A 23,671-nucleotide genomic window follows, 5' to 3' on the forward strand; every position below is an offset into this window, starting at 1 on the left:
TGCGCTAGGCGCAAGGAAGGGGGCCATCATGTACTGGCCGTAGCCTAGCGAGCTTCGGTGTCGTCCACGTCGTAGATCTCGCAGCCGGTGATCCGGATCAGCACCCGACCATCCATTGTGGACGCCTCGTCGACGTTCTCGGCGGCGACGTGGTTGAGCACGATGCCGTCGGGGTTCGCGCGGGAGACCGGGCCGTCACCTCCCGCGGTGAAGAAGTCGATCCGCCCGATGGCCCTGGGAACGGCGAGCAGGTGGACGCCGTTTTCGTCCGTCCGCAACATCCGTGTCCGAGCCAGCGCGTCCAGCAGGACCGACGGGACCGGCGGATTCTCCTGTAGTGCGCGGTCCGACTCGGTCACCGGGCGCACGTACGACCACCGGGCACTCGAGCCGCGGGGGCCTTCGACCGATTCGGTAGTCGCCTGGAAGACACCGCCGAGATATACCCCGCTACCCGGTCGATAGTACGGATCGTCCGACCGCTTCCCCGTGACCCGTTCCGCCGCCCTCGGCGGCGAAGCGAGGGGCCCCAGTTCGGCGACGCAGGTGAAATGCGGCCGGTCGCGGCGCAGCACCCGACCACGCCGGTCCACGACGTCACTGGTGATCCGAACCTTCACCAGCGCCTTCTCGCCTTCGTGGCCGGTGACCGTCGCCGTCACCCGATAAGGGCTTCCGGGTCGGGCCTTCGGTGCCACGAACGCGTGGAACCGCAGATCGCGCAGGGCACTCACCGGGCGGTCAGGGAACAGTTCCGCCGCCGCTTCGGCCGCGACCGTGGCGAGGCCGGTGCCGTGCAGGGTGGGTTTGTCGTTCACGAGGTGGTCGGCGAGGAATCCGGCTGTCCGATCCCCCAGTTCGAGCACCCACTCCGCCGAGCCGGCGTCGAATCGGTACGGCGTGCCGAGCAGCCAAGGCGCCCGAGCCGGACGATTCCGCACGAAACCGGGGAACTGCTGGGAAAAGGTCTCCCGCTCCCTCGGGTTCAGGAAGGCGACCAACGGCTCGGAAGCCGGGAATCGGGTCAGTTCCGCGACAAAGTGCCGCACTCCTTCGGCGGGGTTGAGCGGAGCCATGATCCCGGCTCGCTCGTTGTTGCCCTGCATCAGATCGGAACCACCCATGCCGACCTCGGACCAGATCGGCCACACCAGCGTGCGTTCTTCGAGACCGCGGGCGAAGGTGTTCGCCCTGGCCGCACCGTGAAGGAAGTCGTTTCCCGGTGCGTAGTCGGTCTCGCCCGGCAGGCCGACCAGTCCGGCCACCGAGCCGAAGTTGCACCACGAAAGGGGCTGCGCGTCCCCGAACGCTTCCTTGAGATTGTGGTATCCGCGCCGTTTCACGTCGCGGATCCGACGCAGGCCGTCAAGGGTGATCCGCGAGATGTCACCGCCGTTGTGCAGGCCCGCGCCGTGGACGAGCAGATCCACCAGGGGATCCGTCTCCCGGATCTGCCGGATCGCCGCGGTGACCGCCTCGGCCGAGTTGAGATCGCAGGAGAGGTAGTGCACCGCGTCCTCACCACACAACGCACGGAGTTCACGCAGGTTCAGCAACGACTCGCGGGCGTTGAGCAGTTTGGCGAACTGGGCGTTCAGCTCGCGGACCGGCAGGTCCGGCCGCTTCGCGCGTTCGGTGGCGATGAACTCGCCACGGAGGCGGTTCAAGTCGGAGTCAGGCGCGTCGAGGAGGTTTTCGGGCACCTCTCGTAGCTGTGACGATCCGAGGAGCCAGAGCCGGATCCGTTGCGCGGTGGCGAGTTCCTTCATACAAGCCGCCGTGATCCCCCGGGCGCCCCCTGTGGTCACCACGACGGCGCCGGGGCGAAGGACCGGGCCGATCTCGTCGAGCTCCGACGGCGAGGCCACGATCGTCGTCCGCAGCCGCTTCCCGTCACGGTGGATCACCACGGGATTCCCGCCGTAGTTCGCCAGTTCCCGGTTGACCACGGCCCAGTCCGAGGTGCCGATGACCACGGCGAGCCGGGCGCCGCGCAGATCCCAGGCGAGGCTGCTCACCAGTGCCGAGAAAAGTCCGGTGTCCGGGTGGGGCACACCACCCGCGAGAGCGTCGTCGATCACGACGCCGAGCGACCCGCCGTCGTCGATGCGGTCACGACAGGCTTTCGCGGCAAGGAAAAGCGCCTCGTGGGTGAGCACGAGGTCGTTGTCCGCCGAGGCCGGCCAGCCCGTTTCCCGCGTCGAAACGACGATGCGGACGTGGGAGAACCGGCCATCGCCGAGGGAGACCTGCTCTTCGACCGGCACCGCACCGTCCAGCTCCCGGACGACGGCACCCGCTTCGCGCACGGCCGCGGGTACCAGCTCCGCGCATCCCGGCTGAGCGAGCACCAGCCAGTCGGGACCGGGCGGGATCGTCCAGCTTTCGGCCACCGGTTCGAGATCTTCGGCCAAGGAACACACGTAGCGATCGTTGCGCCGGGTCGATTTGGGACGGGCGGGCGCGGAGAGCGTCACCGTCGGGGCCGGGAAAGCCCCGGCGATCTCGCGTCGAGGCGTCTCGTCCAGCGTGGCGAGCGCGCTGAGCAGGTCGATCGCGCCGTGAGCGCCGAGGTAGTCGAGTTCGGGAGCACCGGGCTCCGTCCCGGACGCCACCGGTGCCTCCGTCGAGACCTCGCACAGCACCGGCCAGCCGGCCGCGACGGCGTCACCGCGGCGCGCCAAAGCCAGCAGGAAGGCGCCCTCCCCCAGCGCCTCCCGGCCCAGGAGCGTCCCCAGTTCCGAGGTGCTGTTGCCGTTGACCGCGAGTACGAGCGCGAGGTCGAGGGTGCCTTCGCGCAGGTACCGTCGCGCGATGTCGACGGCGTGGAGCGTCGACGCCGGCCCCGCGTCGGCGAGCACCACCGGGCCGTTGAGGTCGTAGTGGTTGGCGATCCGGGCCGGGATCACGTTGCCCATCAGGCCGGGCTGACTGTCCTGTGTGGTCACAGGCGTTGTCTCCCGCACCAGTTTGACGGCGGCCTCGGCCGCCACGGCGAAGTCGTCCTCGGACAGTCCTGGCGGGTTCCAGGACAGGAGATCGTCGGCGTAGCAACGCAAGGCCGTCTCCAACCACGTCGTCGCCGGACCGTAGTGCGCGCCGATCACCCCGGTGGTCGGCTCGATGCCGCGCCAGAGCGGACCGTTCTCCGTCACGAACCGATCGGCCACCTCCAGTGCCATCAGCTGTGTCCGGTCCACCGCGTCGGACGCGGCGGGTGGCATCTTCGTGACACGCACCGCCGGTGCCGGATACGGCGAGGGGAAGGCCGCGGCTTCGGCCGGTGGCTTCCCCGCCCGGAGCCGCTCGAGCACCGTGGCGCCGTCGGGTGCTCCGGGAAGATGCGCGGACCAGCCCACCAGGACGATCGGGTCGTCGTGAACGGCCTCCGGTTTGCTCCGGGCCACGGGCGTGCCGGGGGCAGGTTCCTTCCGCAGCAGCAGATGTCCGTTGGTGCCACCGAATCCGAATCCGGAGACACCCACGGTGGGCGACGACGCGGGCAGCGGTGTGTCCCGCACCGGAACGGTGACCCGGTGCGATTCGAGCAGCTCACTTCGCTCGGGGATGGGCCGTTGGGCGGGCACGACGCCGTTGCGCAAGCCCAGCACGGCATGGATCACCGAGACGGCGCCCGCGGCCCAGCCGGTGTGCCCGACCAGCGACTTGTTCGAGGTGCACAGCACCGGAACGGCGGGGGCAACCTCATCGAGAGCCGCCAGTTCGACGGCGTCGCCCGCCTTGGTGCCGGTGCCGTGCCCGACGATCCAGCCGATTTCTGCCGCGGGCACCCGCGACGCCGTGCCCGCCCTCGCCACCGCCAGTCCCTGGCCTCGGGCGTTCGGCGCCGCGATGGCGCGACCCCGGCCGTCCGCGGCGGCACCGAAGCCGGTGAGGACGGCGAGCACTTCGTCGCCGTCGCGCCGGGCGTCGGAGAGACGGCGTAACGCGATGACGGCGGCACCGTCGGAGAACAGCGTCCCGTCGGCCGACCGCTGGTAGGAGGCGACCTTGCCCGCCTTGCTGAGCCCGGAGAGCTTGCCGAACAGCACGTTGAAGCGCGGGGTGACCATGAAATAGCCCCCGCAAAGGGCCAGTTCGGATCGGCCCTCGAGCACCGCGGACATCCCCTGGTCGAGGGCGTACAGCGAAGACGAACAGGCCGTGTCGATCACGGTGAACGCGGTGTCCCCCGGAAGAAGTCCGTCGATGGCGTGCCGGACGATTCCGTCCGGCAGATGTCCCGCGGCCTGCCCGCTGTCGAGGTCGTAGCGGGTGCGCAGGGCGGCACGGAGTTCGTCGAGCGAAACCGGTTCTTCTCCCGGCCACTGCTCGGCGAGTCGCCGGGCGTAGCCCTCCACCACCATCGCCTGTTCGAAGTGCTGATCGCCGTCGGAGCAGGCTCCGATATGGCAGCTGGTCTTCAAGCCGCGGACCGCCGAAGCAGGCAGTGCCTGACGCAATGCGCCGCGCAGCCAGGACGCGGACAGGCTCGCCTCCGGGGCGACGTCGTCGGACCGGCCGGCCCGGACGAAACCGGAGACACCGGCATAGGTGCGGTCCCGCTCTCCCGGTGCAGCCGCCCAGAAGGTCTCGTCCGGGTAGCGGTCACCCGGCGCGGAGAACGCGGGTGTCCCGGTCCGCAGCAGGTTCCAGAACTCTTCCGGTGATTCCGCTCCCGGCACGACCAGGCCCATGCCGACGATCGCGACGCAGCCGTCTTCGGCGTTGTCAGCCACCGGTGCGGTGCGGGCCGGTGCAGGTGCCACGACCGGTTTCGGAGTGGTGACCTGGGGTGTGGCCGCGGCGGCCGCGATCCGCTCCCGCCCGCCCCAGGTGCCTCCGGCGCGGATCAACGCTCCGCCCAGCCGGAGACCGCCGTCGTTGACGACCTCTTCGCCGGTCATCCACGACGCCTGGTCCGACGCCAGGAAGGCGACGAGTTTGGCGTTCTCTTCGAAGGTGCCCAGCCGGTTCAGCGGCGTGCCCGCGACGGTGGCTTCGAGCACCTTTTCGCTGTCCGGGAACAGCTCGACGGTCCGGCTTTCCAGCATTCCGGCGGACGCCATGTTGACCCGGATGCCGTACGGCCCGAATTCGACGGCGAGGTATCGGGTGAGCTGTTCCAGCGCGCCCTTGCAGACGGCCGGGCACAGGTAGTTGTCGATGACCACGCTCGTGCCGATCGAGCCGAGGTTCACGATGGCACCGCCGTGTTGCCGCATCAACGGGAAAGCAGCCCTGGAACAGCGGCGCGGACCGTGCACATTGGTGTTGATCGCGCGTTCCCAGTCGTGCTCGGTCAGCACCTCCGGCGGTTCGAAGACACCGCGGGCGGCGTTGTTGACCAGTACATCGAGCCGCCCGTGCCGCCGTCCGATCTCCGCGAACATCGCGTCCACGGACTCGGCCTTCGCCACGCTGGCGCGCAGGCCCTCCGCCGAGCCACCGGCGGAGACGATGGCCTGGACGGTCTCTTCGGCCGCGGCCTCGTCGTGGAACCAGTTGACGATGACATGGGCGCCGCGTCCGGCCAGTTCGTGCGAGATCGCCCGGCCCTGCCCCTTCGAGCCGCCGGTGATCAGGCAGATCTTGCCGCGGAAGTCCTGGCCGTTCACACCCGCTCTCCCTGGTGCCTCAGTTCGACGATCAGCCCGGCGATGGATTCGAGGGTCGTGTAGTCGGTGATCCGGATGTGATCGGCCTCGGGAACGTCGTAGCGTTTCCTCGCCCGTTGCAGGAGTTCGGTCTGGCGGATGGAGTCGATACCGAGATCGGCCTCGAGTTCCACGCCGGTTTCGAAGACGTCGGCGGGATAGCCGACGGCGTCGGCATAAAGGGTCTTGAGCTCGTCGAGCACCTTCGGCTCGGAGAGACCTTCTCCCTCGTCACCGGTCTCGCTCGAGACCGAAGTGACCCGCTGAGTGGGCACCGGTTCCACGGGTGCCGCCGGTGCGGGCGTGGGGACGACCGGAGTCACGGGCGCCGGTGCGGGCGCCGTCTCCGAGCCATCTGGCCCGGCCTCGAGCCGGCGTACCTCGGCCAGCACACCCGCGTGGTCGGCACGGCGGCGGAACGGCGCGCTGGTGCTGATCCCGGCCACGGTCGCGCTCGCGAGGTCCACCAGCGTCGACCGCGCGCCGCACTCCACGAACCGGGTCTCGCCCTCCCCGCGGACCGCGTGCAGGGCGTCCAGGAAGCGCACCGGCCGGACCAGATGGCTCGACAGCACCTCCAAGACGTCCTCGGGCGTCTCCACACGACGCCCGAGGACCGGCGAGTGGACGGCGATGCGCGGCACGCGGGGAACGATCGTGGCCACCGTGCGGGCGAACAGTTCGTTGGCTCCGTCCAGGAGACGGCGGTTGTGGAACGGGTAAGGCACCCGGAGGACCGTGGCCTTGACGCCCAGTTCGCCGGCGACGGACGCCAGACGGGCGACGGCCTGCCCGGAACCGGAGACCACCACCTGGTCATAGGCGTTGTCCGCGGCGACGGTGAGGCTGCCGTCGGCCATCGCGGCGACGAGGTTCTCCACCCGCCGGAAGCCCGCTTCGATGGCGACCATTCCCCCGGTCGCTCCCGAAGCCCGTAACGCTCGGTCACGCGCCACCACGAGGGTGACTCCTTCTTCCAGCGTCAAGGCGCCGGAGACCACCAACGCGGCGAACTCGCCGAAACTGTGGCCCATGAGCAGCGCCGGTGAAAGGCCGAACTCTTCTTGGTAAAGCCGTGCGGCCACGATTTGGGAGGCGAAGATCGCCAGACTCAGCGCCGGGACGTCGTTCTCCAAAAGGTGGTCCAAGGTGGGCGAGGTGGGATCGGTGAGCAGGTGCGTCACCTCGGGGCCACCTGTCCGTAACGAATATCCATCCAACCGGCCGAGTTCCGCGGCCATGGTGGGAAACGCCTGCTCACTGCCACTGAAGACACCGGCCAGATAGGCACCCTGGCCGGGAAAGAGAAAGGTCGAAGAAAGAGGATTCGCGTGCACAGGAACTCCGGATATCTCGGTTTCACACTGCATTTCACGCCAAAAGGAGGATACAATTCCGCGCGACAAATATTAACACGTCCGAATGATAGGAGATAAGTTTCGGCCCTTTTGTGCAATGGAAAGCGAAAAACATGCACCTCGCTCACCGTAAGTAGCGAACGAGGACTACCGCATTACGGAAAAGAGGTCCACTGCCTGCATCACGCCGGCTGTCTTCACTCGATCAATTCATGGGCGATCAGCGCGAGATATTTACTCGTTGTTGTCCATCCTGGTCTCGACAGGCGCGGTCAAGAATCTTTCGCGCGCCTCCGATACGCGTCTTGAGAAGCGGTGATGCGACCCGCCACGCTTTCGGCTCGGTGACGTGACTCCGGCATCCGGGCGAGCTCCTTCACCCGAGTGGCCGAACCACGACGTGCGCGATCGTGCAGAATGTCCCGGGAGGACGTGCACAATGTCCCCCAAGGACCTGAGGAGGCCGGGTGAAGCTCGATCAAATGCCACAGTGGGCGCTTCCGCCGGCGGACCCTGAGTTCATCGGGCCCCTGTTGCCGGAACCGCATCCGAACTGCCAGGCGACGAAGGCGCTGGCGATGCTTATCCGCGGCACAGATCGGCTGGCGACGGCCGCGCAGGCCGAACTCGTGTTCAGCGACGAAACGTGTTCGCGTGACCCCGGCTGCCTCTGGCACGGAGTGACGATTCTCCTGCGGACCGGTGAACTCGAGAGCGCGGACGCACATGTGTGGAGGTTGGAGCGAGACCGTGCCGGCTTCGCCGACCACGTCGCCCTGATGCGGGCCGAGCACGCCAAGCACTCCGGTGACCTGGTGGGCTCGAGGACAGCCTTGGCGCGGCTCGCCGACACGGCGTCCCCGTCATGCCTGCGTGATCTCGCGGTTCCCCTCTACATCGAAGCGCTCGTCGCGGTCAACGAAGCAGATCTGGCCGATCAGGTCCTCCGCAGGCACGACTTCGGCCTGCTCGCGCGAAAATGGCCGGCCATGCGCCCGTTGCTGCTGGGGGTGCGCGGCTGGCTGCATCTGATCACGGACAGGGCCGACGAGGCCTATCGGGACCTGCGCGAGTGTTCGCAACTTCCCGTGAGGGACGTGGCGGCCACGTACTCGGTCGCGCGCCGCAAGGGGCTGCTGGCCTTGACCGCCGCGGCCGCCGGAAAGCCCGATATCGCCGTCACCGCGGCGGCGCACGAGTACGAGTTCGCGACGGCGTGGCGGTCACACGCCCAAATGGCCTGGGGGCTGTATGTCCTCGAGACGATCGAGGACTCCGACCTGCCGTCCGCCCGCTTCAGAGACGCCATCGACCTGCTGGAATTCGCCCGATCCCCCGTCGGGATCGCGACCGTCTGCTACGAACAGGGCAGAAGACTCGTCGCGTCCGGCCAGCATCTCGAGGGAAAGACCCAGCTTCTCCGAGCCGGGAAGGCGGCTCGGTTCATCGGTGACGCGACCTTGACGGGCAAGATCGAGGAGTTGCTGCGCGAACTGGAGACTCCGGTGCAGCGGACTGCGCTGACCGCGCAGGAACTGAAGATCGCCGAATTGGCCCAGGACGGCTACAGCAACAAGCAGATAGCGACTCGCCTGGTGCTCACCGTGCGCACGATCGAGTTCCACCTTTCCAACGTCTACCGCAAACTCGGGATCCGCGGACGGCGCGCGCTGGCCGGCGAGGTCCTGCCTCATCGCCGGACCTGAGGGTGTGACCGAACGTGACCGGTGTGGGGAAATCGGGACGCTCAAGGTCCCTGTTTCCACACACCTCAACGCGACACGACACGTTCGGTCTTCACATCCTCCACACGCACATAGCGGCCGCTCAGGTGATCCGCCGCTCCGGTCGCGACGGCGACCAGCGCGTCGGCCGCGACCTCGGTGGAGGTGAAACGCCCGGCTTCACGGGCTCTCAGTGTCCAGGCGAGGATCTCGTCCTCCCAAGGCACTCCCGTCGGGCCGCGGTCCAGATGAGCCCTGGTGATGCCCGCGTCCACCAAACCCGGGTCGAACGCCACCGCGACCCGGCCGGTTTCGCCCAACTCACCCGCCAGGCTGGCGGTCAACGAGATCAAGGCCGCTTTCGACGCCGCGTACGCACTCGCGTTCGGCCAGCCGACCCGGCCCGCCCGGCTCACCACGTTCACCACGCGCCCGGTGAGCACGGGCGCTACGGCCCTGGTCACGGCGGCCGAGCCGAACAGATTGACTTCGACCGCGCGCCGCCACTCCCGCTCGTCGACCGCCCACAGGGGACCGGTCGGGCCCGGGGTACCCGCGTTGTTGACCACGACGTCGAGACCACCGCATTCGTTGATCACCTGGGCGACGCCGCTGGTCACGGCAGCCTCGTCGGTGACATCCAACGCCACGTGTGTCGCGGTGCCGCCGGCCTGGCGGATCTCCAGGACGGTCTGGGCCAGAGCGGCCTCATCGCGGCCCGCGACGACCACGTTCGCGCCCGAGGCGCCCAGCGCGAGGGCGAAGGTCTTCCCCAGCCCGCGTCCTCCCCCGGTGACCAGCACGCGCAAAGCCGGTGGTCGCACTCGTTTGCCGGTCGAAGACCGCGGGATGGCGCCGACCCGTTCGATCGCCCGCACGCGTTTGTGCGGTGCGACCCGCTCGGCGACGTACGCGGTGATCTCCGCCAGCGAGACAGTCTCTTCGAGGACGACGAACGCCTTCGGGATCTCCCCCGCGACCGGGTCGGGAACACCCGCGACGTGGGCTTCGGACACGGCGGGGTGACTCGTCACCACCTCTTCCAGCTCGACGGGTGAGACCTGATGTCCCTTGTACTTGATCAGGGCTTTCGCCCGCCCGGTGATCCGCAGGAAACCGTCCGCGTCGCGGGTCACCAGGTCACCGGTACGCAGCCAGCCGTCCGCGTCCGCCGAGGCGGGGGCGATCTGAGGCCCGCGCAACCACAGTTCACCGGATTCGGTTCCGTCCGCCGAGCCGAGGAACTTGACCTCGGTGCCCGGGACCAGCACCCCGGTGGACCCCTCCGGCACCTCCACCCCGTCCGGGCTGAAGCTCACGCATCCCGCTTCGGTCATCCCGAAGCCCTGCACCACCGGCACGCCGAGGGCTTGGGCGCACCGGGTGCCGTCCGTCGAAGGAAGCGGCGCGCCACCCGAGACGATCATCCGCAACGACGGTAGCGGCCGTCCGGTCTTCCCCAGCTCGGCGATGACACTGGGTACCAGGTAGGAGAGGGAGACCCCTTCGCTGGTCACGTCGCGGAGGAAGTCTTCGGCCGAAAACGGGGTGGATCCGAGCACCAGGGTCGCCCCCGCACGCAGCGACGGGTTCATCGCCATCTGCATGCCGTAGATGTGCCGCAGCGGCGGCACCGACAGCACCACGTCGTCGCCGTGAACCAGGTGCAGATGGTCGATCTGGCCGAGGTTCGAGGTGAGGTTGCGATGGGTCACCTCGACGAGCTTCGGCACGCCTTCCGTGCCGCTGGAACTCATCAGCACCGCGGTCCGGTCGCCCCCGGACGGCCGAGCCTGAGCCGGCTCGGCCGCGACCGCGTCTTCCCAGGCCGTACCGCCCGGAGTGGTCGCACCGACGCAGACGACCGGCAGCGCGGACTCCGGCGGCTTCAGGGCCGTTTCGGCGATCAGTGCCTTCGCGCCGCAGGTGTCGATCGTGGCCCGCCAGTGCTCCGCGGTGTCCCGCGGGTCGAGCGCGAGCACCACCCCGCCCGCCGCCAGGATCCCGTGGTAGGCCACCACGAATTCCGCGCTGTTCTCGGTCAGCACCACCACGACGTCGTCGTCGGTGACCCCGTTCCGCCGCAACCAGCCCGCGAGCCCCGCGACGGCCGCGCGCAGCCGCGCGTAGGTCCATTCACGGCGGGCACCTCGCGAAAGATCCACTATCGCGAGATGGTCCCCCGCCGCCGCGGTGGAGCGCAGGACGTGGTCATGGAGATTCACCTCGGCGGGCACTTCCCACGCCGCGGCCGGCTGTGCGTCTCCCACGGCCCGACCTCAATTCTTCTTGCGTGCCAAAGTCAATCCGTCCGCGACGGTAAGCATGACCGACTCGACCCGGTCGTCACGCAGCACGTGTTCGTTGAACGCGCGGATCGCGCGCGCGTTGCCTTCGGCGTCGGGCGAGGCCGCCTCACCCGCGTAGAGCACGTTGTCGGCCGCGATGAGACCGTTCGGCCTGATCCTCGGCACGAGCGCCTCCCAATAGCCGATATAGCCGACCTTGTCCGCGTCGATGAACGCCAGATCGACGAAAGGCTCATCGGGAAGCCGCCCGAGGGTCTCCGCCGCCGGCCCGACGACGGTTTCCACCCGGTCGGCCACGCCGGCCTTGGTCCAGGCGTTCGAAGCGATTTCCAGCCAGCCGTCGGAGATGTCGCAGGTGATCACCCTGCCGCCCGGGCCGACCCCCTCGGCCAGCGCGAGCGTCGAGTACCCGGTGAACGTGCCCACCTCGACGGCGACGCGCGCGCCGGTCAGCCTCGCCAGGAGAGTCAGCAAGGCGCCCTGTTCCGGTGGTACCTGCATCTCCGCGACCCCGCCCAGCGCGAGCGTGGCGTCGATCAGCTCCTGCTGGACCTCGGTGAACGGCGGAAGCTGCCCACGCACGTACTCGAGCACCTCGGGGGTGAGCGAGACCGCCTTCTCCGGCTGTGTCTCGGTGTTCGTCATGCGTTGGCTCCTTCCCAAAGCTTCGCCTCGGCGATCGAGACGAGGCGGCCGATGTGTTCCGGCACTTCCTCTTGGAAACGGTTCACCGCTTCCCGGTCGTAGCCCGCCCGCGCCGGGTTCAGGTGCACGTCCGCGAGAATCGCCGACACCCGGGCACGCAGTGCGGCCACGAAACCGGGCACGCAGTTCGGCGCCCGGTCCATCAGGAAGAAGTCGTCGATGATCGACTGCTCTTCCTCGGTGGGCTCCTGGTGGACGTCGTGGCCGGCGTCCCGCAGGAGGGACCGTCCGGTCGGCACGAGACGGTAGGCCACCGTCATATGGACGAGGCGGTTGAACTTGACCGCCTCTTTCAACGCCGAACCGCGTGCCGGGACGACTTCGGCGAGTTGCGCGGTGATGTGGCGGTAGTCGCGTGCCCACGTGCCGCTCATCGCCGGGTGCCGCGCCGTCATCCGCGGCCGGACCACCGCCGCGTACACCTCCGGCGTGCAACTGCCCGCATAGAGCAGCAACGCCGAGTAGGCGTCGTACAGGGCCGCTGCCTCGTCGAAGTCGCGACGATCGAGGGCCGAGGAAAGCAGCCGCCAGGTGACGAAGGACCCGTGATGCCCCAGAACCCAGCGGTACCAGGCGAATTCGGCTTCCGAATCGATGGGGGGCGGCGGCACGGGCTGGACGTTCAGCGCCGCCGGACAGGAGGCGGCTCGCTGACGCGGCACCGTACCGGTCGCGATACCTTTTTCCGCCGAGCACGGGCTGAGGTGCTCCAAAGGCAGCGGGATGACGATCCTCGGGATTACCGGGGTGTCCATGGATTCGCCTCCTGGACGTAGCTGTCGAGCACGTCCGCGGCGATCCTGATGTCCTCGTCGAGCGGCCGGTCGCGGGTGATCGGGTCGATCCGGTCGGACAGCGCGGCCACCAGGCCGGTGCAGTGCGAAGCGGTCGAACCGCGGTCGTCGAGGTGCGCCGCCTGCCGCACCGCGACGCCGAGGGCTCCGTGCAGAAGACGCAGCATGCGGGACTGCTCGTAGGCGGTCAGCGCCGCCTGCGTGCCGAACGGGACCACGTCCTGGTTGTGCAGGTTGGTGGGCACGCTTTGCATCGCCGCCGGTGTACAGGCCCGGCGCATCGCCACGACGAGCGCGGTCGACATCACCTGCAGACCCTGGATCGAGTGCTGCCTGCCCGGTTCGGCGGCGAGCATCGGCGGCCGTCCGCCGTTGCGGCCGGGATCCACCAGCAGGTCGATCTGCCGTTCCGCCAGGTTGCCGACCTGGGTCACGGCGGAGGCGAGCAGATCGGAGGCGAAAGCGGAAGGCTGACCGAAGAAGTTGCCGCCGTGGGCGACGAGATCCTCGTCCGGGAAGAACAGCGGGTTGTCGCTGACCCCTCGCAGGTCCTGCGAGACCGTCTCGGTCGACCACCCGATCGCCGAACGCGCGGCTCCCAGCAGTTGTGGAGTGCACCGGATGCTGTAGGGCTCCTGCAGGGGCCGGTCCGGGGACGGTATCGACCCTTCCAGCCACCAGGCCAGTTCCTGCCCGGTGGTGGCGACGTCCGGATGGCCGAAGGCCTTCAGCAGGGAGGGTGCGGCGAACGTGGGCGCGGCTCCGAGCAGGTCGGCGAGCGCAGCCGTCAGCGCTATCGCGACCTGGAGCGACCGCCGCGCGGACAGCGCCGCGAGTCCGGCCGCGGCCGTGGTCACCGACGTGCCGTTGACCAGGGCCAGCGCGTCCCGGCCGTCCAGTTCCAGCGGCGTGAGCCCGGCGACGCCGAGTGCGTCCCGCGCGGGCATCCGCTCGCCGTCGACGTAGGCGTGCCCGACTCCGCGCAGGCTTTGGACCGCGTGGGCGAGCGGCACGAGGTCGCCGCTGGCCCCGACCGAACCCCAGGTCGGGATGGCGGGAGTGAAGCCAGTGGCGAGCATCCGGCATAGAGCGTCCACAGTGGATAGTGAGGCGCCGGACAGACCATGCGCCAGCGACCGGGCACGCACGAGCATCGACGCGCGTGCGACGGGGATCGGCAGGTCGGCTCCCTGCCCGACGGTGAGATGCTGCAGAACGTTGTCGCACTGGTCGGTGGTGCTGTCCCGGCCTTCGAAGACGACGAGCGGGCCGAAGCCGGTGGTCGCCCCGTAAACAGGTCGCCCGTTGCGAGCGAGTACCCCCTCGACGAACTCGCGGCCGCGGGTGATGCTCGCGATCGCGTTCTCCGACAACTCGACCTTCGTCGGACGTCCGACGAGATCCAACTGCTTCAGGTCGAAGGGAACGGAAGGGTCAAGGACTGTGGTTGCGGTTTCAATCGGGCTCATCTGGTCAGTCGCCCCTAGCGCTCTCGAAGTGGCCTCGCGCTAGATCCTCTGTCAGCGAACCGGGCCCCGGCGCATATCCACGCGCTTCGTCCAACGCGACTGCCCGAACGTCCACAAGGGCCTGATCGGGCCGGGCCTGCCCGGTTCTCGGAGTTGAAGTACATGAAGGCCCCCTTCCTTGCGCCTGTCGCAAGGAAGGGGGCCTTCATGTACTGGTGTGCGGAACCGCATCCGCACCGGGTTACGGCGTGTGCAGTTTGTCCACCTCGACGGCGAGTAGTACGCGGCGCTGCTCGGCCCCTCCCTCGAAGCCGGGATAAGGACGGCCCAGGTACTTCCGGGACAACTCGTCGATGTGGTCTCGGGCACCGTCGGGAGTGATGGCCGTGACTCTGCCGCGCAGCGCCCAGCATCGGGCCGGTGACTCGGGATCGGCGATACCGATGGCGATGCGCGGGTCACGCCGGACATTGCGGGTCTTCTGGTGGGTGTCCACTGTGTTGATCAAGACCCGTTCGCCGTCCGTGCCGACCCAGGTCTGAGAGATCTGCGGTGATCCGTCCGGCATGAGCGTCGTCACGAAACAGATGGCCTTCGCGTTGAGCACCGCGATCAAAGGGCCGGGTAGAGCGATCATGAGTTCCTTTTCAGTCTGATTGTTCGTTGTAGAGTCGTTCGATGACCGCTTCTTCCGGAGGCTGACCGGAAAGGTCGGCATGGCGCATGCCGGCCAGGGCGATCCGGAGCGCGCGTCGCCACAGCTGTGGGGCGAAGCTCCGGGAAGCGTCCATGACACTGCCCACCATGACGTGCACCGCGACGAAGTCGGCAGGGGTGGCACCGGGAGGCAGTTGCCTCGCGCGGACAGCCCTGTCGATCAGGTCGGCTACCAGCGGGGTCATCTGACGGCGTGCCCGCTGAACCAGTGTGGTGGCCTGGTCGCGGCTGCGCAGCAATTCACCCAGCCCCCGGCTCTGTGCCTCGATCTCGAGTTGCCGCTCGAGAAACCACGAGAGCCCCTCCCAAGGATCATCGCGCCGTGAAGCCTCCTCGGCCAAGCCGAGAACGGTCTCGATGTGCTCGCTGAACAAGGCGTCGAGCAGATCCTGTCGCTGCGGGAAGCGGCGGTACATCGTGCCCATCCCGGTGCCCGCGGCTCGAGCGATTTCCTCGTAGGAGACGTCCAGTCCCTTCGAGGCCATGAGATCGAACGCCGTGCGCAGCAGAAGCTGCCGGTTGCGTTCGGCATCGCGACGCAGGGATGGGGGCGGCTGGTCGGTCACCTACCGGACGATACCTAAGTGGAGGAAAAATTCCAAGTTGAATAGTTCTTCCACTTATGCGTTAGGGTGGCGTCGTCCCTTGTCGAAGGCCCTAGGAGCACCGATGACACTCACCCCCACCGACGCGGTCGTCGAGCCGTTCACGATCGCGGTTCCCGAGGCCGAATTGCTGGACCTTCGGCGCCGTCTGACCGCTACCCGATGGCCGGACCGGGAGACGGTCACGGACGGGAGCCAAGGACCTCGGCTCGCTCGTATCCGTGCGCTTTGCGAATACTGGGCCGGTGATTACGACTGGCGACGGGCCGAACGGGACATCAACACCCTCGGCTCGTACCGATCCGTCGTCGACGGGATCGGCATTCATTTCCTGCACGTTCGCTCGGCCGAACCGGCCGCGCGGCCACTGCTGTTGTGCCACGGCTGGCCCGGTTCGGTCCTGGAGTTCCGGCAGCTGATCGGCCCGCTGACGGATCCGGTGGCGCACGGTGGCCGCGCCGAAGACGCATTTCATGTCGTGGTCCCGTCCATGCCGGGTTTCGGCTTTTCCGACAAACCCGCCACGACGGGCTGGAACATCTCCCGGGTCGCCGACGCGTGGATCACCTTGATGCGGCGCCTGGGGTACGACGACTGGTTCGCGCAGGGCGGTGACTGGGGCGCGTCCGTCGTCGAGCAGCTCGCCCGCAAGGCGCCACACCGATGTCGCGGTGTGCATTTCAACCTGCCGCTGGTCTTCCCCACGGAAGAGGAGATGGCCGAGGCGACCGAACAAGAACAGCGGATGATGGCGCACGCGCGACGCTACCGCGACGAACTGGACGCCTATGCCCGTGAGCAAGCCACTCGGCCACAGACGATCGGCTATTCACTGGCGGACTCACCGGCCGGACTGGCCGCCTGGATCTACACCTTGTTCGAAGACGTCACCGACAGCGCCGGCAATCCCGAAAACGTTCTCTCGCGAGACGAGATCCTCGACGACATCATGCTCTACTGGCTGCCCAACGCCGCCGCGTCCTCCGCCCGGTTGTACTGGGAAGAGCGTCGAAACGGCGCGATGTCCGGCGTTTCGACGGAACCCGATCCCGTCCCCGCCGGCTTCAGCATCTTTCCCGGCGAGGCCGTGCAAGCCTCGCGGCGCTGGATCGAGCGGCGCTATCGGCACGTACTGCATTACGCCCAGCTGGAACGCGGAGGTCACTTCGCCGCCCTTGAGCAGCCGGACGCTCTCGTCGACCAGATCCGGATGACGTTCCGATCGCTGCGAGGCTCTTGATCCGCGGACTCGCGCGGGCCACGAAAGCGGGCGCGGCGCGTCCCCACGCGCTTCGTCCAACGATCCTGCCCGAATGTCCACAGGGACGCCGGCAAGACGGGCTCTACCGGTAGCTTCACGAGAAACGGGACGTCCCCGCCGGCGGCCGGTGTCCGGGATGGACCGATGTTCCAGTCCGCGGAATCGGCATTGTGGGCGGTTCCTTCGGAAATACCTTCGGCTTCTGCCGATCGAAGCGCTCGTGAACGTATGGAGAGGCAATCCGTGGACATCGCACTCGTGACCTCCAGCGCTTTTCCCGGCAAGGACTGGTCCGACCGGGACACCCCGCTGTTGCAAGCCAGCCTCGAAGAACAGGGCTGCGGCACGCGGATCCTCAGCTGGGACGACTGTCCCGGCGTGGACTGGACCGCGTTCGACGTGGTCGCCGTGCAGTCCCCGTGGAGTATGTGGTTGAAGCTGGGGCAATTCCGGGAGTGGGTGGATTCCCTGCATCGGCAGGGTGTCCGGTTGGCGAACCCGCACCCGATCATCGTGGGCGGCATGAGCAAGGAATACCTTCCGCTGGTCGAGGAGTGCGGAGCAAGGACCATCCCGACCACCCTGGTCCGGCCCGGCGACCGGATCGGCACGATCGCCGCTGAAACGATCGACCGCGCGGAACGCGACTTCGGCGAGCGAGCCGTCGTCGTCAAGCCCATCTCGTCCGGCGGGACACTCGGTGCCGCGCGGGTCACCGAGGAGCGCGACCTGGTCGCGAAGCTGGCAGCCTTCGAGCAGGCCGGGGTGACCGCCTGTGTGCAGCCCTATATCTCCAGCATCGACACTCTGGGAGAACACGGGATCATCATGATCGACGGCGAGTTCTCCCACGCGATCACCAAAGACGCCATCCTCGCGGCGGGACGCGCCGGAACACAGTTCCATCCGAACGCCCGAGCGGGCTACGCCGAACACGGCGAGGATCTCGCCGACATCGACGCCGCCTACGAGGCCTACCTGAAGACCGTTCCGGTAGAGCCGATGTCGGTTCGGCTGGACTTCCTCCGCCATCCCGCCACCGGGAGGCTGCTGCTGCTGGAGATCGAGTCGGTGGCACCCGTGAAGTTCTTCCACCTCAACCCGGCCGCCGCCGCGCGCTACGCCCGATCGCTGATCGCCGTCGCGGCCGAGCAGCACCTCGTCCGGCCCTGACCCGGGTCTCTCACCAAGGAAGAAAAGGCAATGAAAATGCCTGATTCGTCGAAAGCTCTCCGTCGATCGGAAAACGAAGGCGCGCCGAACCCTCTCGCGCCGCCCGCGCCGAGGAAGCCCGCCACGACGAAGGTCGCGCCCATGGCAGGGAACTCCTCTTGGCATGTCAAGGCCTCGCAACCGGTCCACTACGAGGTCCGGCTGTGTCACCGCGTCTTCGACGTGGACCGTACCGACCTGCTTGACGCCGGCTGCCCGGGCGATGGCCGAGCGCCGCGCCGCTTCGTCGTGGTGGACGAAGCCGTCGACAGGCTGTACGGAGCCGACCTTCGGCAGTACCTGGATCACCATCACGTCACCCACGAGATAATGGTCGTGAAGTCGGGCGAAGTACGCAAAGAAATCGACGTGGTACTGCGTTTCGTGGAGCGGCTCGACCACTTCGGGATCGACCGCAGGCGCGAGCCGGTCATCGTCGTGGGCGGCGGTGTCGTCATGGACATCGTCGGGCTCGCCGCCAGTCTCTACCGTCGCGGAACTCCCTTCGTGCGGGTCCCGACGACCCTGGTCGGCCTGGTCGACGCCGGGGTCGGGGTGAAGACCGGAGTGAACTTCAACGGTCACAAGAATCAGCTGGGCACGTACGCGGCCGCGAAACTCACCTTGCTCGATCCGGGTTTCCTCTCGACGTTGAGCCGTCGTCACATCAGCAACGGTCTCGCGGAGATCTTGAAGGTCGGCTTGATCAAGGACGAAGCCCTTTTCGGCCTTCTCGAGCGACACGGCCGGCTCGTCCTGGACGAGCACTTCCAAGGGCTGTCGGCCGAGGGAGACAGTGCCGCCACCGCCATCCTCCAAGCCGCGATCAGCGGCATGCTGGAAGAACTCGAACCCAATCTGTGGGAAGAGACGCTGGAACGCAGCATGGACTACGGGCACACGTTCAGTCCCTCGGTGGAAATGCTCGGCCTCCCGTCGATGCTTCACGGTGAAGCCGTGTGCCTCGACATGGCGCTGAGCACCGCGCTCGCCTACGGGCGCGGACTGATGGACGAGGACGAGTGCGGCCGCGTGTTCGCGGTGATGTCCGATCTCGGACTGCCCACCTGGAGCCCCCTGCACACGCCAGAGGTGTTGATGCAGGCGCTGCACGCGACGGTCCGGCGCCGCGACGGGCAGCAGCGGCTGCCACTGCCCGTCGGCATCGGGAAGAATCTGTTCGTCAACGACGTCCGCGACGAGGAACTGGTCTCGGCCATCGAACTGCAACGGGAAATGGCCCTGCGCGGTTCACTGGAAGTCGCGTGACGCACGACGGGAACCGGTCTACCACAAGGTCTGGCCGCCCTCGATCGCGAGGTTGTGCCCGGTCATGTAGTCGGAGACCTCACTGGCCAGGTAGACGACAGCGCCTTGCAGGTCGGCGACTTCACCGAGCCGGCCGGCCGGGATGGTCGAAATCCATTCGTCCACCAGTGGAGCAAGTGCCTCGGATTCTTCGATCAGGGCGGTCCTGATGATTCCCGGCGATATGCAGTTCACCCGGATCCCGCGGTCGGCCCATTCCGCGGCCAGTGTCCTGGTCAGGCTCACCACCGCTCCCTTGGAAACGTTGTACGACACCTGCTTCTGGGGGTGAGGCACTATCAGCGACGCCATCGACGCCGTGTTGATGATTTTTCCGTAACCGTTCGGGAACATCGCCCTCGCTTCGTGCTGACACGCGATGAACACACCCCTCAGGTTGAGGTTGTGCACCATGTCCCATTCGTCGAGCGTTGTTTCCTCGGCAGCCGAATTGAGGTTGATCCCCGCGTTGTTCACCGCGATGTCCAGCCGGCCGAACGTCTCCACTGTCGTGTGCACGAACTCTTCGATGGAACGTTCGTCGGCGGCGTCGCCGTGGACCGGGATCGCTTCCGCGCCCTTCTCCTTCAACTCGTCGGCGACCTCCGCCGCGCGGTCCGCGCTGAGGTCGACGACCGCCACCTTGGCACCCGCCTCGGCGAGGGCATGTGCGAAGGCACGGCCGATGCCCTGCCCCGCTCCGGTCACCATGGCCGCTTTGCCGGTCAACCGGAATCGGTCCATGATCGATCGGGTATCGGAAGCGGCCTGCGTACCGCCGGATGATTTGTTCATATCTGCACTCGATTCTCGCCCGAAGGGGAACTCACCGGTCGAAACTATACTGACCCGGCGTGCTTTTCCACAGGAAATTCTTTGAGGAGTGTCATGGACCTGCCTTTCGACCAGAGCCGCATGGACGCGCTTATGGAGAAGTTCGGCGCCGACGCGGTGATCGCCACCACTCGCTTCTCCATCCAGCACCTGCTCGGTGGATATCGGTACTTCTTTTTCGCCAATCTCGACGCGATCGGCGTGTCCCGCTACCTTCCCGCACTCGTCTATTTCAAGGGCGCACCCGAGAAGTCCTTTTATGTCGGCTGCGGCAACGAGGAATGGGGGACCGCCGTTTTCCCGCTCTGGGTACCCGACGTCCGACATCTGTCTTGGTCCAGCGTGGACACGGCCCGCTCGATCGTGGACGGGCTGCGGGAACGCGGCCTGGAGAACACGACCATCGCCGTGGAGAAGGCCTTTCTTCCGTTCGACGCGGGTGAAGTGCTTCGCACCGAGCTGCCGGGGGCGACCTTCGTGGACGCTCATCCTGTCCTCGAAGGGGTACGCGCGATCAAATCCGCTCAAGAGCTCGATCTGGTACGGACCGCTTCGGTCGGGATCATCGAATCCATGGCGGCCACCTTCGCCGCGTCCCGTCCCGGTGAAACGAAGCGTGAGATCGTCGAACGGTTCCGCAGGGAACAGACCGATCGAGGACTGGTCTTCGACTACTGCCTGGTGTCGTGCGGTCCTGAGTTCAATCGCGCCCCGTCGTCCAGGGTGTGGCGGGAGGGGGAATTGCTGTCGCTCGATTCCGGCGGCATGTACCAGGGGTACATCGGCGATCTGGCGCGGATGGCGGTGGCGGGTGAACCGACCGGTTTGATGCGCGATCTGCTGGCCGAGGTCGAAGCGGTGCAACAGAGCGTGCGCGCGGCGGTGGCGCCCGGCAGGCGGGGTGGCGATGTCTTCGCCTTGGCCGACAAGGCGCTCGCCGAGTGTCCCCACGCGAACGAGATGTTCTTCGTCGGGCACGGGATGGGTCTCATCACTCACGAAGCCCCTCGCTTGACCGGCACCGGGCCGGTCCCCTACCCCGCCGATCACGCGGAGGCCCCACTCGAAGCGGGCATGGTCCTGTCCCTGGAGACGACGCTGTCCAATCCCGAAGTCGGCATCGTCAAACTGGAGGACACCCTGATCGTGACGGAGGACGGTTGGGAAGCCCCCGGTGACGAGGCGCGTGGCTGGAACCGTCCGCGGCCGGGCGGTGCGCGGTGAGCCTGCGTTCCCGCGTCGTCGGCGGCGATCCGCTGCTCGGCCTGATTCTCAAGGTCCCGGCTCATTCGGCGGTGGAACTCGCCGGGCACCTGGGTTTCGACTTCGTGCTGCTCGACACCGAGCACGCGTCCGCCGAGACGGTCGAGGTCGAGCAGCACATCCGGGCGGGTGACGCCGCCGGCATCCCCGTACTGGTGCGTGTCGCCGGAAGTGATCCTTCGTCCGCGCTGCACGCACTGGACGCGGGTGCCGCCGGAATCGTCTTCCCGCACGTGTCGAACGCCGAGGACGCCGAGGCCGCGGTCCGCGCCGCGCACTATCCGCCCCGGGGAATCCGCAGCCTCGCGGTGAGCACCCGAGCAGGCCGTCACGGCACCTTGACCCTGGACGAGCATCTGGCCAGGTCCGCGCGCGAAACCGTCGTCGTGGTCCAGGCCGAAGACCGGCACTCCGTCCAGAACTGCGCCGCGATCGCCGCGACCGAGGGCGTCGACGCCGTCTGGATCGGACCGACCGACTTGTCACTCTCGCTGGGTATACCAGGGGACTTCGAGCATGCGGACTACCGGTCGGCCGTCGACCGGATAACCGAGGCGGTGAAGTCCGCGCCACAGTGTTCGTTGTGCGCGCTCGTGCATCGCCCCGACCAGATCGAGGAATGGCGGAGCCGCGGGGCCGGCATCCTCCTCTTCAACTACAACACCGTCGTGGTGGACGGGTTGCGTAACATCGTCGACCTCGCCCGGGAATAGCGGGAGCCCGCTCGCCTCGCTTACCGCGAGATCGAGTGCAGGACACGCGCCGCACCGTCCAGCGTGGTGGGCCATGCCTTGGTGATGGCCTCCCACGCCCAGTGGAGTGGAACGCGTCCGGCCAACAGGAGAATCGGCGGATGCCCCCACTGGGTCGCCACGACGGCACCCAGACGGTCCGGCTCGCCCCGGACCGGTATGTCGTCCGGCAGGAAGTCCAAAGTGTACTTGTGCCCGCTGACGGTCAGATCGTCCCACAACCCCGCCGCCGCGCAGGTGAAGCTGCGCACGCCGCCGCGGGCCTCGCCCTTACTCGGCATACGCGCGTAGGGGTACGCGAGGTTGCAGTCGCCGATGGTTTCGTACACCGCGAACGGCGCGCTCTTCTGCTGGTACACCACGACCATGACCGGAGGATAGGAAGCGGCGGATCCGGAACGCGGCACGCCGCACCCGGTCTGCCCGAAGTGGACACTCGTCCTGACCCCGAATACCCCGGTTCCGGGCGACCTCCGGCACCGCGGAGGCCTGCGGTCATCGCAGCCTCAGCACCAGCGATTCGAGGCCGTGCATGGCCGTGCTGTCGCGCCAGCGCAGATCGTCCACGGCGGACAGCACCTCGATGTCGGCGAACCGGTCCAGCAGGCGCCCGAAGGCGATCTCGCCCTCCATCCGGGCCAGTGGTGCCCCGAGGCAGAAGTGCGGGCCGTGGCCGAACGCCAGGTGACCGCCCCGCGGCCGGGTGATGTCCAGCCGGTCCGGGTCGGTGAAGCGGGCCGGGTCGCGATTGGCGGCCAGCCACGACACCATGACGAAGTCGCCCGCCGGGATCACCACACCGGCGATCTCGACCTCTTCGGTGGTGTAGCGGGGCGACGACAGGATGTTCGGTGTCTCGTGCCGGAGGAACTCCTCGATCGCGGTCGGCATCAGGCTCCGGTCCGCCCGCAGCAGCGCGAGCTGGGCAGGGTGGCGGGACAGGCTGAGGACGCCGCCGCTGATCAGGTTCACCGTGGTTTCGAAGCCACCGATGAGCAGGACGACGGAGACCGCGATCAACTCCGATGGGGAGAGCCGGTCGCCGTCCTCACCGGCGTGCACGAGCCGGGAAAGCAGGTCGTCGGCAGGGTTCTCGCGTTTGGCCGCGATCAGCCCGTGCAGGTAGCCAGCCATCCGCATGGTCGCCGCGCCCGCCTCCTCGGTCGCTCCGCCGTCGACCATCGTCTTCGACCACGCGGTGAACTGCTCGTGGTCCTCGAACGGCACCCCCAGCAGCTCGGTGATGACCCGGATCGGCAGCGGGTAGGCGTAGGACTCCAGCAGGTCCACGGAATCACGGTCCGTCATCGCGTCGAGCAACTCGTCCGCGATCTGTGCTATCCGCGGTCGCAGCGACTCGACGGCCCGGCCGGTGAACGTCTTCGCGACCAGCTTGCGCAGCCGGGTGTGCTCCGGTGGGTCCAGGTTGAGGAGATTCATCGCGAAGTCCTCGGAGAACGGACTTTCCTCGTCTTCGCCCAGCGCCGACCGATGCATCCGGTCGTACACCCGGTGGCTGCTGAAGCGGGGGTCCGCCGCGACGGCTCTGGCTTCTTCGTACCCGGTCACCAGCCAGACGGGCATGCCGCTGGGCAGCACGACAGGGCGGATAGGCGCGCTTTCGCGTAACTTCGCCCCGACGCCGTGCGCGTCTTGGACGAAGTCGTCACCGAGTACGTGCGGTACGGTTGTGTTCATGTAAT

General features: G+C 67.7%; 17 protein-coding genes. 6 read left to right on the forward strand and 11 right to left on the reverse strand.

The genetic code is table 11. From position 1 onward, the window contains the following. Window positions 1-44: 44 nt before the first annotated feature. Together AVL48_RS01350 and AVL48_RS01355 are read right to left on the reverse strand one after the other, a co-directional pair. Window positions 45-5,618 (reverse strand): SDR family oxidoreductase, encoded by a 5,574-nt coding sequence (locus tag AVL48_RS01350; protein WP_061988646.1) that lies wholly within the window; start codon window positions 5,616-5,618, stop codon window positions 45-47. Beyond that, a complete protein-coding gene (locus AVL48_RS01355; RefSeq protein ID WP_063816593.1) occupies window positions 5,615-6,994 on the reverse strand; it encodes an acyltransferase domain-containing protein in 1,380 nt (459 codons plus the stop codon). Before AVL48_RS01355 ends, AVL48_RS01350 begins: the two co-directional genes overlap by 4 nt. 488 nt (window positions 6,995-7,482) lie before the next feature. Between AVL48_RS01355 and AVL48_RS01360 the strand changes: the two genes are divergently transcribed. Then, a complete protein-coding gene (locus AVL48_RS01360; RefSeq protein ID WP_061988644.1) occupies window positions 7,483-8,721 on the forward strand; it encodes a helix-turn-helix transcriptional regulator in 1,239 nt (412 codons plus the stop codon). Window positions 8,722-8,786: 65 nt separating this feature from the next. Here AVL48_RS01360 and AVL48_RS01365 read toward each other — a convergent pair whose 3' ends face one another. The 6 genes from AVL48_RS01365 to AVL48_RS01390 form a co-directional block, all read right to left on the reverse strand. Continuing rightward, the gene (locus tag AVL48_RS01365; protein WP_061988642.1) at window positions 8,787-11,009 is read right to left on the reverse strand and encodes an SDR family NAD(P)-dependent oxidoreductase; all 2,223 of its coding nucleotides are present in this window, start codon (window positions 11,007-11,009) and stop codon (window positions 8,787-8,789) included. Between the two features lie 9 nt (window positions 11,010-11,018). Then, entirely contained in the window at window positions 11,019-11,693 is a 675-nt protein-coding gene (locus AVL48_RS01370; protein ID WP_061988640.1) for an O-methyltransferase, read from the reverse strand. Continuing rightward, entirely contained in the window at window positions 11,690-12,508 is an 819-nt protein-coding gene (locus AVL48_RS01375) for an L-tyrosine 3-hydroxylase (RefSeq protein ID WP_244162604.1), read from the reverse strand. Before AVL48_RS01375 ends, AVL48_RS01370 begins: the two co-directional genes overlap by 4 nt. Next, window positions 12,493-14,016, reverse strand: a complete 1,524-nt coding sequence (locus tag AVL48_RS01380) for an HAL/PAL/TAL family ammonia-lyase (RefSeq protein ID WP_244896121.1) — start codon at window positions 14,014-14,016, stop codon at window positions 12,493-12,495. The genes AVL48_RS01375 and AVL48_RS01380 overlap by 16 nt, the downstream gene beginning before the upstream one ends. Window positions 14,017-14,257: 241 nt before the next feature. After that, window positions 14,258-14,653: a PPOX class F420-dependent oxidoreductase gene (locus AVL48_RS01385; protein WP_244162603.1), complete on the reverse strand. Its 396-nt coding sequence runs from the start codon at window positions 14,651-14,653 to the stop codon at window positions 14,258-14,260. Window positions 14,654-14,663: 10 nt separating this feature from the next. Next, complete coding sequence (locus AVL48_RS01390) at window positions 14,664-15,299, reverse strand: TetR/AcrR family transcriptional regulator (RefSeq protein ID WP_208616275.1); 636 nt, start codon at window positions 15,297-15,299, stop codon at window positions 14,664-14,666. Between the two features lie 103 nt (window positions 15,300-15,402). On the opposite strand from AVL48_RS01390, the gene AVL48_RS01395 reads away from it, so the two are divergent. The 3 genes from AVL48_RS01395 (at window position 15,403) to AVL48_RS01405 (ending at window position 19,080) form a co-directional block, all read left to right on the forward strand. After that, the gene (locus AVL48_RS01395; protein WP_061988638.1) at window positions 15,403-16,578 is read left to right on the forward strand and encodes an epoxide hydrolase family protein; all 1,176 of its coding nucleotides are present in this window, start codon (window positions 15,403-15,405) and stop codon (window positions 16,576-16,578) included. Window positions 16,579-16,842: 264 nt separating this feature from the next. After that, entirely contained in the window at window positions 16,843-17,772 is a 930-nt protein-coding gene (locus AVL48_RS01400; protein WP_061988636.1) for an ATP-grasp domain-containing protein, read from the forward strand. A 141-nt stretch (window positions 17,773-17,913) separates the two neighbouring features. After that, window positions 17,914-19,080, forward strand: coding sequence for a sedoheptulose 7-phosphate cyclase (locus AVL48_RS01405; protein WP_061988675.1), 1,167 nt, complete (start codon window positions 17,914-17,916; stop codon window positions 19,078-19,080). 18 nt (window positions 19,081-19,098) lie between these two features. On the opposite strand, the gene AVL48_RS01410 is transcribed toward AVL48_RS01405, so the two are convergent. Further along, a complete protein-coding gene (locus tag AVL48_RS01410) occupies window positions 19,099-19,863 on the reverse strand; it encodes an SDR family NAD(P)-dependent oxidoreductase (protein WP_244162602.1) in 765 nt (254 codons plus the stop codon). 144 nt (window positions 19,864-20,007) lie between these two features. On the opposite strand from AVL48_RS01410, the gene AVL48_RS01415 reads away from it, so the two are divergent. Both AVL48_RS01415 and AVL48_RS01420 read left to right on the forward strand, forming a co-directional pair. Beyond that, the gene (locus AVL48_RS01415) at window positions 20,008-21,177 is read left to right on the forward strand and encodes a M24 family metallopeptidase (RefSeq protein WP_061988632.1); all 1,170 of its coding nucleotides are present in this window, start codon (window positions 20,008-20,010) and stop codon (window positions 21,175-21,177) included. After that, the gene (locus AVL48_RS01420) at window positions 21,174-21,929 is read left to right on the forward strand and encodes an HpcH/HpaI aldolase family protein (protein ID WP_061988631.1); all 756 of its coding nucleotides are present in this window, start codon (window positions 21,174-21,176) and stop codon (window positions 21,927-21,929) included. Before AVL48_RS01415 ends, AVL48_RS01420 begins: the two co-directional genes overlap by 4 nt. A gap of 20 nt (window positions 21,930-21,949) precedes the next feature. Here the strand turns inward: AVL48_RS01420 and AVL48_RS01425 are convergent, their stop codons facing one another. Together AVL48_RS01425 and AVL48_RS01430 are read right to left on the reverse strand one after the other, a co-directional pair. Continuing rightward, window positions 21,950-22,336 carry a hypothetical protein gene (locus AVL48_RS01425; RefSeq protein ID WP_061988673.1) on the reverse strand — a complete coding sequence of 129 codons (387 nt, stop codon included), beginning with the start codon at window positions 22,334-22,336 and terminating at the stop codon, window positions 21,950-21,952. A gap of 127 nt (window positions 22,337-22,463) precedes the next feature. Beyond that, complete coding sequence (locus tag AVL48_RS01430; protein WP_061988629.1) at window positions 22,464-23,666, reverse strand: cytochrome P450 family protein; 1,203 nt, start codon at window positions 23,664-23,666, stop codon at window positions 22,464-22,466. Window positions 23,667-23,671: the final 5 nt, after the last annotated feature.

Source organism: Amycolatopsis regifaucium (genome assembly GCF_001613935.1).
GTDB lineage: Bacteria > Actinomycetota > Actinomycetes > Mycobacteriales > Pseudonocardiaceae > Amycolatopsis > Amycolatopsis regifaucium.